This is a genomic window from Geobacillus sp. Sah69 (assembly GCF_001414205.1).
Classification (GTDB): Bacteria; Bacillota; Bacilli; order Bacillales; family Anoxybacillaceae; genus Geobacillus; species Geobacillus stearothermophilus.
Genome location: NZ_LLKS01000057.1, coordinates 1 through 13,786 on the forward strand (window position 1 = coordinate 1; position 13,786 = coordinate 13,786).

22 protein-coding genes, 1 tRNA gene, 1 pseudogene and 1 riboswitch are annotated in these 13,786 nt (G+C 50.6%); of the genes and pseudogenes, 7 read left to right on the forward strand and 17 right to left on the reverse strand.

Annotated features, from left to right (window positions below; translation table 11 throughout):
• Positions 1 to 318: transposase (locus AP057_RS13395; RefSeq protein WP_304437683.1), on the forward strand; the 318-nt coding region annotated here is incomplete at its 5' end.
• Positions 319 to 614: 296 nt separating this feature from the next.
• Here the strand turns inward: AP057_RS13395 and AP057_RS18175 are convergent.
• Together AP057_RS18175 and AP057_RS13400 are read right to left on the reverse strand one after the other, a co-directional pair.
• Complete coding sequence (locus tag AP057_RS18175; protein WP_081106640.1) at positions 615 to 821, reverse strand: IS3 family transposase; 207 nt, start codon at positions 819 to 821, stop codon at positions 615 to 617.
• Positions 805 to 1,542: an IS3 family transposase gene (locus AP057_RS13400; protein WP_121650199.1), complete on the reverse strand. Its 738-nt coding sequence runs from the start codon at positions 1,540 to 1,542 to the stop codon at positions 805 to 807. Before AP057_RS13400 ends, AP057_RS18175 begins: the two co-directional genes overlap by 17 nt.
• A gap of 61 nt (positions 1,543 to 1,603) precedes the next feature.
• Between AP057_RS13400 and AP057_RS16605 the strand changes: the two genes are divergently transcribed.
• On the forward strand, positions 1,604 to 1,915 hold the full coding sequence (locus AP057_RS16605; protein ID WP_233434086.1) for a tyrosine-type recombinase/integrase: 312 nt from the start codon (positions 1,604 to 1,606) through the stop codon (positions 1,913 to 1,915).
• Between the two features lie 130 nt (positions 1,916 to 2,045).
• Here AP057_RS16605 and AP057_RS13405 read toward each other — a convergent pair.
• Positions 2,046 to 2,118, reverse strand: a tRNA-Val gene (locus AP057_RS13405).
• 252 nt (positions 2,119 to 2,370) lie between these two features.
• Here AP057_RS13405 and AP057_RS13410 point away from each other — a divergent pair.
• A complete protein-coding gene (locus tag AP057_RS13410) occupies positions 2,371 to 2,994 on the forward strand; it encodes an HD-GYP domain-containing protein (protein ID WP_235468578.1) in 624 nt (207 codons plus the stop codon).
• A gap of 251 nt (positions 2,995 to 3,245) precedes the next feature.
• Here AP057_RS13410 and metC read toward each other — a convergent pair whose 3' ends face one another.
• Positions 3,246 to 4,424, reverse strand: coding sequence for a cystathionine beta-lyase (gene metC / locus AP057_RS13415; RefSeq protein WP_055358957.1), 1,179 nt, complete (start codon positions 4,422 to 4,424; stop codon positions 3,246 to 3,248).
• Between the two features lie 3 nt (positions 4,425 to 4,427).
• On the reverse strand, positions 4,428 to 5,531 hold the full coding sequence (locus tag AP057_RS13420) for a methionine biosynthesis PLP-dependent protein (RefSeq protein WP_055358958.1): 1,104 nt from the start codon (positions 5,529 to 5,531) through the stop codon (positions 4,428 to 4,430).
• Positions 5,532 to 5,730: 199 nt separating this feature from the next.
• Positions 5,731 to 5,841: riboswitch (SAM riboswitch) on the reverse strand.
• 192 nt (positions 5,842 to 6,033) lie between these two features.
• Between AP057_RS13420 and AP057_RS13425 the strand changes: the two genes are divergently transcribed.
• From AP057_RS13425 to AP057_RS13435, 3 genes are read left to right on the forward strand one after another with little or no spacing between them, the layout of a single operon-like run.
• The gene (locus tag AP057_RS13425; RefSeq protein ID WP_049626175.1) at positions 6,034 to 6,762 is read left to right on the forward strand and encodes an esterase family protein; all 729 of its coding nucleotides are present in this window, start codon (positions 6,034 to 6,036) and stop codon (positions 6,760 to 6,762) included.
• Positions 6,763 to 6,800: 38 nt separating this feature from the next.
• The gene (locus AP057_RS13430; RefSeq protein ID WP_049624140.1) at positions 6,801 to 7,325 is read left to right on the forward strand and encodes a YjcG family protein; all 525 of its coding nucleotides are present in this window, start codon (positions 6,801 to 6,803) and stop codon (positions 7,323 to 7,325) included.
• Complete coding sequence (locus AP057_RS13435; protein WP_033015695.1) at positions 7,322 to 7,756, forward strand: GNAT family N-acetyltransferase; 435 nt, start codon at positions 7,322 to 7,324, stop codon at positions 7,754 to 7,756. The genes AP057_RS13430 and AP057_RS13435 overlap by 4 nt, the downstream gene beginning before the upstream one ends.
• Before the next feature lie 117 nt (positions 7,757 to 7,873).
• Here the strand turns inward: AP057_RS13435 and AP057_RS13440 are convergent, their stop codons facing one another.
• The 3 genes from AP057_RS13440 to AP057_RS13445 form a co-directional block, all read right to left on the reverse strand.
• On the reverse strand, positions 7,874 to 8,131 hold the full coding sequence (locus AP057_RS13440; protein WP_033015693.1) for a stage VI sporulation protein F: 258 nt from the start codon (positions 8,129 to 8,131) through the stop codon (positions 7,874 to 7,876).
• A 126-nt stretch (positions 8,132 to 8,257) separates the two neighbouring features.
• Entirely contained in the window at positions 8,258 to 8,386 is a 129-nt protein-coding gene (locus AP057_RS16615; RefSeq protein ID WP_013146038.1) for a YjcZ family sporulation protein, read from the reverse strand.
• A gap of 76 nt (positions 8,387 to 8,462) precedes the next feature.
• Entirely contained in the window at positions 8,463 to 8,699 is a 237-nt protein-coding gene (locus AP057_RS13445) for a hypothetical protein (protein ID WP_015374185.1), read from the reverse strand.
• A 128-nt stretch (positions 8,700 to 8,827) separates the two neighbouring features.
• Here AP057_RS13445 and AP057_RS13450 point away from each other — a divergent pair, with 128 nt between their 5' ends.
• Positions 8,828 to 9,148: a thioredoxin family protein gene (locus AP057_RS13450; protein WP_049624141.1), complete on the forward strand. Its 321-nt coding sequence runs from the start codon at positions 8,828 to 8,830 to the stop codon at positions 9,146 to 9,148.
• A gap of 139 nt (positions 9,149 to 9,287) precedes the next feature.
• Here AP057_RS13450 and AP057_RS17595 read toward each other — a convergent pair whose 3' ends face one another.
• The 9 genes and pseudogenes from AP057_RS17595 to AP057_RS17130 form a co-directional block, all read right to left on the reverse strand.
• Positions 9,288 to 9,458 carry a hypothetical protein gene (locus AP057_RS17595; RefSeq protein WP_183084369.1) on the reverse strand — a complete coding sequence of 57 codons (171 nt, stop codon included), beginning with the start codon at positions 9,456 to 9,458 and terminating at the stop codon, positions 9,288 to 9,290.
• 20 nt (positions 9,459 to 9,478) lie between these two features.
• Positions 9,479 to 10,339 (reverse strand): DUF421 domain-containing protein, encoded by an 861-nt coding sequence (locus AP057_RS13455; protein WP_049626174.1) that lies wholly within the window; start codon positions 10,337 to 10,339, stop codon positions 9,479 to 9,481.
• Positions 10,340 to 10,351: 12 nt separating this feature from the next.
• Positions 10,352 to 10,558, reverse strand: coding sequence for a DUF1657 domain-containing protein (locus AP057_RS13460; protein WP_011230357.1), 207 nt, complete (start codon positions 10,556 to 10,558; stop codon positions 10,352 to 10,354).
• A gap of 12 nt (positions 10,559 to 10,570) precedes the next feature.
• A complete protein-coding gene (gene spoVAE / locus AP057_RS13465; RefSeq protein WP_033015689.1) occupies positions 10,571 to 10,927 on the reverse strand; it encodes a stage V sporulation protein AE in 357 nt (118 codons plus the stop codon).
• A gap of 1 nt (position 10,928) precedes the next feature.
• A complete protein-coding gene (gene spoVAD / locus AP057_RS13470) occupies positions 10,929 to 11,942 on the reverse strand; it encodes a stage V sporulation protein AD (protein ID WP_049626173.1) in 1,014 nt (337 codons plus the stop codon).
• Complete coding sequence (gene spoVAC, locus AP057_RS13475) at positions 11,942 to 12,421, reverse strand: stage V sporulation protein AC (protein ID WP_033015685.1); 480 nt, start codon at positions 12,419 to 12,421, stop codon at positions 11,942 to 11,944. Before spoVAC ends, spoVAD begins: the two co-directional genes overlap by 1 nt.
• Before the next feature lie 11 nt (positions 12,422 to 12,432).
• Positions 12,433 to 12,909, reverse strand: a complete 477-nt coding sequence (locus tag AP057_RS13480; RefSeq protein ID WP_049624146.1) for a YhcN/YlaJ family sporulation lipoprotein — start codon at positions 12,907 to 12,909, stop codon at positions 12,433 to 12,435.
• 97 nt (positions 12,910 to 13,006) lie between these two features.
• Complete coding sequence (locus tag AP057_RS13485; RefSeq protein ID WP_033015681.1) at positions 13,007 to 13,213, reverse strand: DUF1657 domain-containing protein; 207 nt, start codon at positions 13,211 to 13,213, stop codon at positions 13,007 to 13,009.
• 399 nt (positions 13,214 to 13,612) lie between these two features.
• Positions 13,613 to 13,786, reverse strand: a pseudogene (locus tag AP057_RS17130) (IS110 family transposase); the annotation flags it as partial.

The window sequence follows — 13,786 nt, forward strand, 5'->3', positions numbered from 1 at the left end:
GTGAKGAACCAAATTCCCCACCCGTATAACTTTGGGGACAAAGGATTCATTAGCCGTGACTTGCAAAAAAGGCTGTACGAAGAATACCAAATGGCGCTTTGGACTCCGTCTCGAAAAAACCAGAAACATCGTGCGTCTGAGACATGGGAGCAGTGGATCCAACAAAAACGCAAAGTGATCGAGACGGTGTTCTCGGTTCTGGTTGACCACTATCGCATCACGGGGATCCGAGCCAATTCGATTATCGGATTTGAAGTGGCACTAGACGGTATATTGTTAGCTTATTCCCTGGTTACACTTGGGCTAGTTGAGCGCTAAAGCTCAACTAGCACCACGGGTTTGTGTAACTATAGATCTGGAATTATAACGAATAGTATAAATGCTGCTAGTTTAAGAATGTACAATGATGATTGTATAAGAATGTACAATTTCGATTTTTCCGTGAAAATCCCACGTTGGTGAGTGGTGATTTTCATGCCCGAGTGGAGGGCAAACCATTGCCCATGGATCTTTTCCATGCATACTTATTTCAAGGTGAAAGGTATGCATTAAAACAAGAAAAATGGTGTTATGTCAAGAAAACGGACACATTAAACAGAGAGAAATAGCTGAACTTAGGCAGCTGCTTTTCTCTGACTAGCGTAGTAAGCAGCCTCCAATTCACATGGCGATACATAGCCAAGGGCGGAATGACTTCTTTTACGGTTGTAGAAACATTCGATGTACTCAAAAATGGCTTGTTTCGCTTCTTTTCGCGTGCGGAATCGATTCATAAATACACTCTTTCTTGATGAGGCTATGAAATCACTCGATACAAGCATTGTCGTAACAGTTTCCACGTCTCGACATGCTCACTTGAAAATGATGTTCCTGTAAGAGCTGTTGATAGTCATTCGAAGCATATTGGCTCCCACGATCCGAGTGATGAAGGACTCTCCCTGTTGGTTTCTCGTTGTTTAACGCTCGTTGTAACGCTTTGATGACTAACTCTTTCGTCATTCGTGTATCGATATGCCATCCTACAATCTTGCGAGTATATAAATCCATGATGCCCGCTAAATACAACCAACCTTCATCGGTAGGAATGTACGTGATATCCGCCATCCATACTTCATTCGGAGCCGTTGCTTGGAAGTTTTGTTTCAATAGATTGTCATATACGTTGTAAGGATGGTTGCTGTTCGTAGCGGCTTTGAATTTACGGACGGTAATGGATCTCAATCCTTCTTCGCTCATGATGCGAGCAACCGTCTTTTGAGACACACGAATCCCTTGTTTGCGCAGTTCTTGCGTAATTTTCGGGCTTCCGTAAATCTTACGGGACTTTAGATGCTCATTTCGAATCTGTTGAGTTAGTTGTTCTTTTCGTTCTTTCTGTTTACTTTTCGCGCGCTTGAGCCAATCGTAATACCCACTTTTGGAAACACCGAGCACTTGACACATCTTCACAACAAGAAATTCGTTTCGGTGTTGAAAAATGAACGCGTAAATTACTTCTGGTTTCTGGTGAAGATGCCTAGCGCCTTTTTTAGGATCGCTAATTCCTCATGTTGTAGATGTATTAAAAAAACATAAACAAAAACAAGAATTTCAGAAGGAGAATTTGGGTGTTCAATACCAAGATAACAATTTAATTGTCTGCACTGATGACGGAAAACCTCTTAATCCACGAAACTTGTTACGCCAATTTTATCGCTTGATCAAAGAAGCAAATGTACCACGTATAAGCTTCCATGATTTGCGGCATACACATGCAACCATCTTAATGCAGCAAGGCGAAAATCCAAAAGTGGTTAGCGAGCGGTTGGGACATTCTCGCGTTGGTATAACTTTAGATTTATACTCACATGTCAGCGATGATTTACAAGAGCAAGCGGCAGAGAAATTTGAAAATGCCCTGTTAAAACAGAGTTAAAATCCTTTAGTTGACTAAAGGTGCAAGTTTTGTGCAAATTTTTAAATTACGGAGATTGTAACACAATTGCTAATAAAACGAAAAAGCTTGAAACCCTTGATACGCAAGGATTTCAAGCTTTTCACTTTAGTGATTCCGACTGGGCTCGAACCAGCGACCTCCACCCTGTCAAGGTGGCGCTCTCCCAGCTGAGCTACGGAATCATATTTTGTTGTTCGCTATCGAACACATTTTTAATTATATAGACGGGCAAGTTGGTTGTCAACAACTTTTTTAAAAAAATCGCTATTCATGATGAAAAAAGGAAAGGTGCCTTCCCCGAAAGGAATAATGCGTGTTGGAACGGTTCGACATCGTATTTTTTCTACATTCTGATTGTTCTATCAAACGAGAATTTGCTTGCAAAGGCTGGGGGAATTGATGAAAAACGCCCGCCGCTTCCGGTGTCGCTCAAAATGAAACTGCAGCTGACGGTCTTGTTCAGCAGCACATTTCCTGTTTTATTGTTCAGCTTAGCGATGGAAATCAAATGGTCGATCGCCGGACCGAGTGCATCCCATTGGTCGTATTGGCTCTGGGCAGCCGTGATTTTGCTGTTTTCGATCGCGTTTTCCGTTTTCTTGACTCGCTTGTTGGTCGATGAGACCCATGAGCCGGTCAGTGTGCTGTTAAGTCATATGAAACGGGCGGAAAACGAAACGTATAAACCCGTCGCCCACAATGTGTATACCGATGAATTTGCCTATTTACTTCGCGGATTTAATCATATGATCGACGCTGTGCATCGACGCGACCGAACGAACAAAGAACTGCTCAACCGTTTCATCACTGTCCTGACAGCGGCGCTTGACGCCCGCGATCCTTATACAGCTGGGCACTCGCTGCGCGTGGCCCGTTACGCACTCGCGATTGGGGAAAAGCTTTCCCTTCCGAATGAACAGCTTGATGCCTTGTATCGTTCCGCTCTACTGCATGATATCGGAAAGATCGGCGTTCCCGATGCCATTTTGCGTGAACTACCCACCACCTACGCTTCGCTTAGAGGTGGGGGCTTCAAGCGACTTGTGTGTGTTCGCTGAACGGTAAGCCACACACAAGAACCCTTTACGCTTCCCTTCGTTCCGAAGGTGTCCGTTCTAGCCATATTCTATCCTATTCGTTGGCTAACGCCAACCGACATTCATCTCCCACTTTCACTGGTGCTGGCGCACCTTCACGTTTAGAAGTAGGAGACTTCTTTCGGAGGGAAGTTAAAAGAGGAGCGGCTGTTGTCAACCTCAGCGGCATCTTGACCCGCCCGCCAAGCTGTGAAGGCTTGGCGGGCTGATGGCTATGGCGTTGAAACTGACGGCCGCTCCTGAACAAACGACAACGCCTGCTCAAAATCGGCGATCAAATCGTTGACATCCTCCAGTCCGACGCTCAGCCGCAGCAAGCCGGCGGTAATGCCGCGGCGGAGTCGCTCGTCTTTTGGCATCGCCGCATGCGACATTTTCGCTGGGTGCGATAAAATTGACTCGACCGCCCCAAGGCTGACAGCAAACACCGGCAAGCGGACGTTTCGGACGAACGTCCGAGCCGCTTCTTCATCGGCTAAACGGAACGACAGCACAGCGCCAAACCCGGCCGCCTGATGGCGCTGGATGTCATGGCCTGGGTGGTTCTCCAGCCCCGGATAATACACTTCTTCGACCTTTGGATGACAAGCCAAATACTTGGCGATGGCGGCCGCTGATTCAGACGACTGCTTCAGCCGAACGTGGAGCGTTTTTAATCCCCGCAGCACAAGCCACGCATCTTGGACGCCAAGGACGGCGCCAAACGCGTTTTGCAGTTTGTACAATTCTTTTCCCAATTCCTCGTCTTTCACGACCGCCAGCCCGGCGACGACGTCGCTATGGCCGGCTAAAAATTTCGTGGCGCTGTGAAGGACGACATCGACTCCAAGATCGAGCGGCCGCTGCAACGCCGGCGTCATGAACGTATTATCCAAGAATGTCAAACAGCCATGCGCCTTCGCCAGCTTGACGACGCCTCGAATGTCGGTCACTTTTAACAATGGATTGGACGGCGTTTCCATATAAATGACTTTCGTGTTCGGCCGGATGTTTTCCGCTACTGCGTTTAAATCGGTCATATCGACAAACGTATATTCAATGCCAAAGCGGCCGAGCACCTCCGTAATCATCCGGTACGTGCCGCCGTAGACGTCTTCGGTCACGAGGACGTGGTCGCCTCGGGACAAGAGCAAAAACGCCGTCGAAATGGCCGCCATGCCAGAAGCGAACGCAAACCCGCGCGTTCCGCCTTCTAACGCCGCGATCGTTTCCTCGAGCGCCTCGCGCGTCGGGTTGCCGGAGCGGCTGTAGTCGTATTTGCCGAATGAATCGAAATCGAACTGATGGAACGTGGAGGCGTGCTGGATCGACACGCTCACCGCTCCCGTGTGGCGATCGACTTTCCATTCATTATGGAGCAGTTTCGTTGAAAACGACCATTCCCGTTCCATCGCTTACACCTCTTTCATGTGTTTGAACGCTTGCGCCAAGTCGGCGATTAAATCATCCGCATGCTCGATGCCGACCGAGAAGCGGAGCAGTCGGTTGCAAATACCGTTTTGGATGCGGATTTCTTCCGGAATGTCGGCGTGCGTCTGCGTCGCCGGGTACGTGATGAAGCTTTCGACTCCGCCTAAGCTTTCCGCGAATGTAATGAGGCGCAAGCTTTTTAAAAACCCGTTCACCCACTTTTCATCGGCAATCCGGAACGACAGCATCCCGCCTCTCCCTGGATACAGCACATCAGTGACATCTTCATGTTCGCGCAAAAAGGCGCTCACTCGCTTCGCATTTTCTTCATGCTGGCGCATCCTTAACGCCAACGTTTTCATCCCGCGAATCAACAGCCATGAATCAAACGGCGACAACACCGCGCCGATGGCGTTCTGATACTCGGTCAGGCGTTGACAGAGCTCCTCGCCCTTGGCGACGACAAGGCCAGCCAACACGTCGTTATGGCCGCCTAAATATTTCGTGGCGCTGTGGATGACAATATCGGCGCCTTGTTCGATCGGGCGTTGAATCACCGGTGTATAAAACGTGTTGTCAACAATCAACAAAAGCCCATGCCGTTTGGCGAGCTTGGCGACCGCCGAAATATCCGCCTCCTGCATCAATGGGTTCGTCGGCGTTTCCAAAAAGATGGCTTTCGTTTTTTCCGTGATTTTTTCTTCCACAGCATCAAGATCGGCAAAATCGACGTAATGAAAGCCGAGACCGTACTTGCGCCAGCCGCGCTCAAACAGGCGGTACGTCCCGCCGTAAAGGTCGGCCGATACGAGAAACTCGTCTCCGCTCTCAAACAAGGCGAGCACTGTCTGAATGGCGGCCATGCCGGAGCTGAACGCATAGCCTTGGTCGCCGCCTTCCAGTCTCGCGATCGCTTCTTCGACGATTTTGCGCGTCGGGTTGCCGGTGCGGATATAGTCAAACCCGGTCGACTCCCCGATGCCGGCATGACGGTAGGCGGTGGAAAAATAAACTGGCGGGTTGACCGTCCCCGTCACCGTTTCGCTCCGGTTGCCAATTTGCGCTAACAACGTTTCTAGTTTCTCCACCTCATCTCTCTCCTTCTGTTGAAAATTCCATCATGGATCAACGGCCAACCACTTAACGCCCAACGAAGCGCCGCTGTTGGTCAAGCAGCAGCCGAGGGCCTTGATCCTCGACGCCTCTCGGTTGAGGGAGCGGCCGCTTGAGTAAATAAAAAAAGTCTTCTAAGAAGAAGACTTTTCCATACGAACATGGTCATGCTTCTTCTTATCTGCCGAATTGAATGCTCAATTCGCTGGATTTAGCACCTGGCCGTCGGGCGGCTGGTTGCTGAAGCTTCATTGGGCCAGTTCCCTCCGCTTCTCTTGATAAGAACCGCTGCGTATTTAATTTTGTTAATTGTTAATTTATTAAAAAATGTAACGCATTCCGGCCATTTTTGCAAGTCATTTTTTTGCCGGCGCCAATGTTCGGCAAGTTCACGAAAAATTCGAGCCCTTCGTTAACATCTTTTTGCCTAAATATGTTACAATAACAAGTGAACTTGCGCTTTCATGGAGGATGATCATGGCGACAGCAACAGGAACGATGCGCGATTATACGCTTTACAGCAGGGAGCTGCAAGAAGAAATCGGGTTGCTTGTCTACTTGCCAAGCAATTTTTCTCCGTTGCATAAATATTCTTTATTAATCGCGCAAGACGGCAAGGATTATTTTATGTACGGAAAAATCAAAAGCGTGATCGAGACGCTCATGGACGAAGGAACGATCGACCGAACGATCGTTGTCGGCATCCCGTACCGGAACGTCAGCGACCGCTACGAGAAATACCACCCAGCCGGTCGAAAAAACGAAGCCTATATCCGCTTTTTGGCCCATGAGCTCGCGCCGTTTTTGGATCGCGAGCTGCCGACGTATCAAATGGGCAAAGGACGAGCGCTGATTGGCGATTCGCTGGGAGGAACCGTGTCGCTTCTAGCCGGTCTGTTGTATCCGCATACATTTGGAAAAATCGCCATGCAGTCTCCTTACATTGACGACTCGGTGCTCGAACGCATCCGCGCGTTCCGCGCCCCGTCGCTTCTTTCCCTTTACCATTCCATCGGCGCAGAAGAAACGGCGGTCAAAACGACGGACGGCCATGTACGCGATTTTATCACCCCGAACCGGGCCGCACGGGACTTATTGATCGAAAAGCGGTTTTCCTACACGTACCATGAATTTGCCGGCGGGCATGCATGGACGTATTGGCAGCCGGATGTGCCCCGGGCGGTATCGGCCATTTTGTCGCTGTAAATAACGGCAAACGAACCATCTGAAGGAGGGAAAGCGGAATGAAGTACGTCATTGTCATTTTTCCGCCAAAGCGGATTCAAGACTTCGCCAACTCGTACCGGAAGCGGTACGACAGCCATTACGCCCTCATCCCGCCGCACATTACATTAAAATACCCGTTTGAGGCGGATGAGGAGCAAATCAAAGAAATGACGAAAGAGCTGCGCCGCATCGCAGCGGAAACGGAGCCAATTCCGATCAAAGTGACGAAATTCAGCTCGTTTTACCCGACAAGCCACATCATTTATTTGAAAGTCGAGCCAAACGAAGTGCTGGAACGGTTGCACGAGCAGCTGCACAGCGGCTTGTTTGCCGGGGAGCCGGAATTCGTGTTCGTGCCGCACATTACAATTGGCCGCGATTTGCCGAATGCGGAATACGCTGACGTCTACAGCCAACTGCGGCTGCAAAACGTCCATTTTGAAGAGACGGTCGACCGGTTCCACCTTCTTTACCAGCTCGAGAACGGATCATGGACTGTCTATGAAACCTTTATCGTTGGAGGAAAGGAAACGGGAGAATGAACGTCGCCATTGGAACAACGGAAGACCGCGCGTTGTATGAAGACGCGTTGCGCGTCCGTCGGATTGTATTCATCGAAGAGCAAAACGTGCCGGAAGAAGAAGAAATCGATGCATTTGAACATGAATCGTTCCATCTCGTCCTATACGATGGCGAACAAGCAGTCGCAGCCGGCCGGTTTCGCCTGGTCGATGAAGGGGTTGGCAAAGCGGAGCGCATCTGCGTTTTGCCGGCTTACCGCGGCCGCGGCGTCGGCCGGATGGTGATGGAGGCGTTGGAGCAGCTTGCGAAAACAAAAGGGGCGAAAACGGCGAAACTGAACGCCCAGACGCACGCAGAACCGTTTTACCAAAAGCTCGGCTATACGACCGTCTCCGGCGTCTTTATGGACGCCGGCATCCCACATGTCACGATGGTGAAATCGCTCGAATGATGGCCATAGAACAGCCTCGTCTACACTGATCCAAGGCTTGGGATCATCGAACATCGTTTCGCTCTCCTGAGCCAAGCAGAGCAAAAGGGAGCTGTGCGCACGCAAGCTCCCTTTTGCTTACTTTTTGTTGTTCAACATATTGGCGATCGTGTTCAAATCAATTTGTTTGCCGTTATGGACGATCGCCTTGACGATTTGGTCCTCAAGTTCTTTTGGCACTTTCCGGTTGGCAATTTGCGCCACCCGCTTCACCACTTGGCGCACCGTTTTTTCATCGCTGAAATTGGCGTTTTGCAGCGAGTTGGCGAGCTCAAAAACGTCTTTCATATTGACACCTGTTTTCTGTTCGATGTTTTTAAAAAATTGCTGATCCATCGTTCTGCCTCCTTCTCCCTGCTATATCGTATGATGCTCCCGCCTCGGCGTGCATCAAATTAGGGAAAGAAAAATACGAGCCGCTCCGTGGCGCCGAAACGGCCCGTATCCCATTCGCTTTTTCCGTTAGGCGACAAATGCCGCGCCGACAATAATCAACAAAATGAACAACACGACAATCAGCACAAAGCCACCGCCATAGCCACCGCCATAGCCGTAGCCGTAAGGATAACCATAACCGCAGAAGCCCATCATAATGTTCACCTCCTTCTCCGTTTACTGTATCGTATTCACCGGCTTAGCGGAGCGTATGGGCGCAAAGGCCATTTTGTCATCCAAATCGGCGGAACAGCTCGGCAAATTCCCGCTCCTTCTTCGCAAACCATTGCTCGATGTAGTCCAAGTTGCCTTGTACACTTTTTAAAAATCCATTGTTCAATTTTTCGATTTCTTGCAGCTGTTTGTTAAAGTCCTTTCCCCATTGTTCAAACAGACGGATGAACGTTTCATGCCCTTCTTTGCGCGACGCAACCCAATTTTCGAGCGCTTTTTCCAACTCTTTGCTCACACTTTCCCCTCCTTTCTTACTGTTGTATGCAAAAACGACTGCCCGAGGTGAAGGCGTCCCCGTTCTTTTTTTGCCTTGCCATATGGTAAAGTAAAGATGAACGGCAACATGAAAGGGAGGGAACGAATGTGAGACAAATTGAAACAGTTGAGCAATTCGAGGCGGCCATTTCCGGCGATAAGCCAGCGATTATGAAGTTTTACACAACTTGGTGTCCAGACTGCGTGCGCCTGAACATGTTCATCGATGACATCATCCGCGATTACGGGCAGTACGACTGGTTCGAAATCGACCGAGATCAGTTTCCAGATATTAGTGATAAGTACCAAGTGCTTGGCATTCCAAGTCTTCTTGTGTTCCGAAACGGGGAAAAAATCGCCCATCTGCATAGCGCTGATGCGAAAACGCCGGAAGAAGTGCGCGCCTTTTTGCAGTCCCTGCCGGAGTAAGACGGGGCGGCATCCTTGCCTCGCCAGAGAAGAAGGGCAACAAAAAGAGGCTGTCCGAGAAGGAAGCTTTCCTTCTCGGACAGCCATGCGAATGAACAGACAGCTCCTTATGGATCGCTGATTGTGGAAACGGAAACCGTCAATATTCAGTTTCGTCGTAGTCTTTCGGCTGGCGCATCAGCTGCGGGCTGTCAAACATGAATTCAATCGAAATTTCCTCATCGGTCGTCCGCGTCCGCTCGGAGCGGTCGTTTGGTTTCAATTGGACTTGAATTTCCTCATCCGTCGTTTTTATCCGTTTGTCTTCCATCGTCTTTTACTCCTGTGTCATCAGTTTCGCAAGAGCGGTTCGACTTTTTGCACAAGCTCTGCCATTTTTGCGGCGTTTCGTTCATACAGCGCCTTCGCCTCTTCGGAATTCGTCTGCAACGCATACAGCTCCAGATCAGCCTGCATTTTTTTCATCGCGGCCAAGAGCAGCTTTTTCTCCTGCGGCTCGGCAATTTGGATCTTATCATCGTACAAATCGATCGTCAGCTGTCCGTATGAATCGACTTGGGCGTGAAACACATTTTCAATCGCCACTCCTTGTTTGTCAAGCTGTTCCTTCAGCCAGCCGCGGCTAAGCCCCATCGTAGCGAGTGGCTCATCCAAAATCATGCCGTCCATAATGACCGTTTGCGGCTCTTTTTCCCGCGGTGGGTTTGGGAACACATCTCCGACGGTGAGGGGCTGCTTTTCCCGCTTCAGCAACACGTTCAAGTCGCCGTTTGGCTCAAGCACCGCAAACTCGACGTCGGCGACGCGGAACACATCTTTTTTGCGCAGCTGTTCGAGCAGCTCGTCAACCGTATATTTCTCCCGTTTCAAGTTTTCCTCTAAAATTTTGCCGTTTTTAATAAAAACCGTGGAATTGCCCTCGACAAAATCGCGAAATTTCTTGTTGCGCAGCGAGAGACGAGCGACAGCCACTGGAAACAGCGACCAAATCAAAATGCTGGTGATGCCTTCTTGCAACGAAATTCCTAAATCGACCGACATCGTTCCAGCAATATCGCCGACGGTAATGCCGACGATGTATTCAAAAAACGACAATTTTGATAATTGCTTTTTGCCGAGAATGCGGGTGATCACAAACAACCCGATTAAAATGCAAATCGAACGAATGGCGGTTTCTAACCATATAGGCATCGATCATGCTCCTTACTTTCCGTGATATTGCGGCTCCTCGAACTCGAGCCGGCCGATCCGGTCTTTGATGTCCGCGATGATCTCCTCTGTCGCAAGCATCGCTTCATGAAACGTCCGCTGCGCCGTTTCATCCTGGGAAGTGAGCGCCAGCTGTTGCAGCCCAGCGTGAATGCCTTTTAAGCTCGCCAACGTTTGTTTCACCTGCGAAGCAACGGTCATGGAAGATCCCTCCTATCCTTTCGGGCGGAACAAGAGCGCCCCGATAAACCCAAAGACGATCGCCGCGGAGATGCCGGCGCTCGTCACTTCAAACATGCCGGTCAATACGCCGATAATGCCGTGTTTTTCCGCCTCTTGCATCGCGCCGTGAACGAGCGAGTTTCCAAAGCTCGTAATCGGAATCGTCGCCCCGGCGCCAGCAAAATCAATGAGCGGCTCATACAAACCGAATCCATCCAAAATCGCCCCGACGACGACGAGAATCGTCAACGTATGCGCAGGTGTCAGTTTAAACACATCCATCAAAATTTGCCCGATCACGCAAATCAGCCCGCCGACGACAAACGCCCAAAAAAACATGGCCAACACGCTACGCCTCACCTCCGTACTCGATCGCCACCGCATGGGCAATGCACGGGATCGTTTCGTTTTGCTGAAACGACAATGGCGATAACAGCGCCCCTGTCGCCACCGCCAAAATGCGCTTCAGTTCGCCGCGGCGCATCCGTTTGATGAGATGCCCGTAAACGACGACAGCGGAACAAGCCGCCCCGCTCGCTCCGGATAAAACCGGCTGTCCGTCACGGTAAATGAGAAGTCCGCAATCTTGGTAGCGCTCTTCATCGATGTCAATGCCGTGCTGACGCAGCAAGTCAAGGGAGACTTGGCGTCCGATTCGCCCTAGATCGCCGGTGACGATCAAATCGTAATACGATGCATCGATTTGCATGTCGCGCAAATGCGCCTCAATCGTATCGACCGCCGCCGGCGCCATCGCTCCACCCATGTTGAACGGGTCGGCAAGCCCCATATCCACAACGCGGCCGATCGTCGCTGCCGTCACGCGCGGCCCGTCCCCTTTCGGGCTGACGATCGCCACGCCAGCTCCCGTTACCGTCCACTGCGCTGTCGGCGGCTTTTGCCCGCCGTATTCGGTTGGATAGCGGAACTGCTTTTCGACAGCGGTGTTATGGCTTGACGCACCGGTTAAGATATAGTCTGCCCCGCCATAGTTGGTAATAAAAGCGCTGAGCGCAAGCCCTTCCATGGAGGTTGAGCAGGCGCCAAAAATGCCAAGGTACGGCATGCCGAGCGTTCGGGCGGCAAAACTTGTCGGCGTCATCTGGTTGATCAAATCGCCGGCGATGAGAAACTGTACTTTTTCCTTCTCTAATCCGGCCTTTTCCATCGCCTGAAACGCTGCTTCTTCCATGAGCACGCGGTGCGCCTTCTCGTACGACTCCTCTCCGAGCCATAAATCTTCGTGAAGAAGATCAAAGTCTTCCGCGAGGCGGCCGTTCGCCTCAAACGGCCCGCCGACCGCCGCTGTTGCGATGATTGCCGGCTTGTTCGCAAACACCCATGTGCGGTGCCCTTTCAGCATTACAATCCCCCCCACTGGGTCGCAATCGTTTTGACAAGAGCGATAACAAAGGCGGAAAACGTACCGAACAAGATGACCGATCCGGCGAGCTTGAACATGTTCGAGCCGACGCCTAACACAAATCCTTCCGTCCGGTGCTCAATCGCCGCCGAGATGACGGCGTTGCCAAACCCTGTCACCGGCACGGCGCTTCCCGCCCCAGCGAATTGGGCGATCCGGTCATAAACGCCAAACCCAGTTAAAATCATCGACAAAAAGATCATCGTCGCCACCGTCGGATTGCCTGCCGTTTGCTCGGTGAAATCAAAGAAGTACATATAGAAATAAGAGATCGCCTGCCCGATCGTGCAAATGATTCCGCCAACGAGAAACGCGCAAACACAGTTTCGAACAATAGGACGCTTCGTTTCCCGCTCTTTTTCGAATAAATGATATTCCTGCTGAACCGGGGTCAGCTTTTTCCGTTTTTCATTCGCCATAATGACACCTCTTATGTTTGCTCTTTGCTTAGCTTTTCAATGCGCTTGATTTCCCGATTGACTTTTCGTTCATCCCAGCGTCGATTGTCCATGTTGGCTTTTAATTCCTTCGTCTTCCAAAAAATTTTCAAATCGCTCGAGGAAACAACATCATAGCCAGGAAACAGGTCGCGCAGTTTTTGGTCAATGTCTTTCTCAATTTGTTTTCGACTCCACCGCTTCATATGGGGAATTTGATAAGCAATGAGCAACCGATCCACGCTGTTGACCGCCACCACGTCCCGAACATCGTCGCGCCCGCGCAAATAGCTGGCCGCCCGCTCGGCCGGACCTTGGTTCAGCTCCGCATGTTTCGCCGTCCCGGACGTTTGGGTTCTCAGTAGGTTTGCCCCTTGCAGCGATTGTTTTTGTTCCGTTTCTTCTTTGGCGCAGCCGCCGACCGCGATCATCGCAACGACGGCCGCCAACCACCATTTTTTCATCTTCATCAACCCATTCGTTTTTATGTATTTCCGCCAAGTCGGGAAAGGTTGGCGTGCTGTGCCAACCTTTCCGCCTGAACCATCCCATTCGCTTCAGCGAAGGTTATTGTTGTTTATATTGTGGCTCTTCGTTTTGAATTTCTTGCATGCGCGAGTTCACCAAATCAACGACCGCCTGCGTTTGTTGGGCAGCTTGTTGGTAAAGCTGTTTCGCGGCTTGGTTTTCGGTTTGCAAAGCAAACGTTTCGAAGCTCGCTTGAGCCGATTTTAACCCCGCTAATGTTTGTTTCACTTGTGTTGCAACCGTCATGATTCATGTCCTCCCTCTAGAAATGTTGATCTATCAAGGCTTTTCGGCCTCTCAGGGGTGTCCAAAAAATATTTTTCGACAAAATCCCTTACATCCTTTTTCAGTTTTGTGGATATTTTACAGACCTAGGGTGCGCTTCGCGGCCACGGCTGGTTATATTTTCCTGCCGCGGGGGGGAAGCATATTCGATGCACCCTTTGGATCTCCGCGTCGCTGATGAGGACGAACCCTCCCATGTCTCCGGGCGTCTTCGCGCCAACATTCCCTCGTTCGGTCTCGTCATCAGGCGGAGGCCGGCCAAGCTCCTTTAGGGACTCAAGGTCGAATGGATGAAATCACGCCAGCTTCTCCGGTGTCATCTCGTTGTCCAACGATTCTTCCGTTCGCAGGGGGGAGGCCTTAGGCCGCCCGTTGCACCTGGGACAAGACGTCCTGTTTCATTCGCTCCGCGTCAAASGCTTGTTTCTTCGTACAAATCGCAAACAGCACATTCAACAGCTTCCGGCACAAGGCGACGATGGACTGCTTTCCGGTCAGCGGATTGACGGATCGGGTCGTGTAATCTTCATGCAG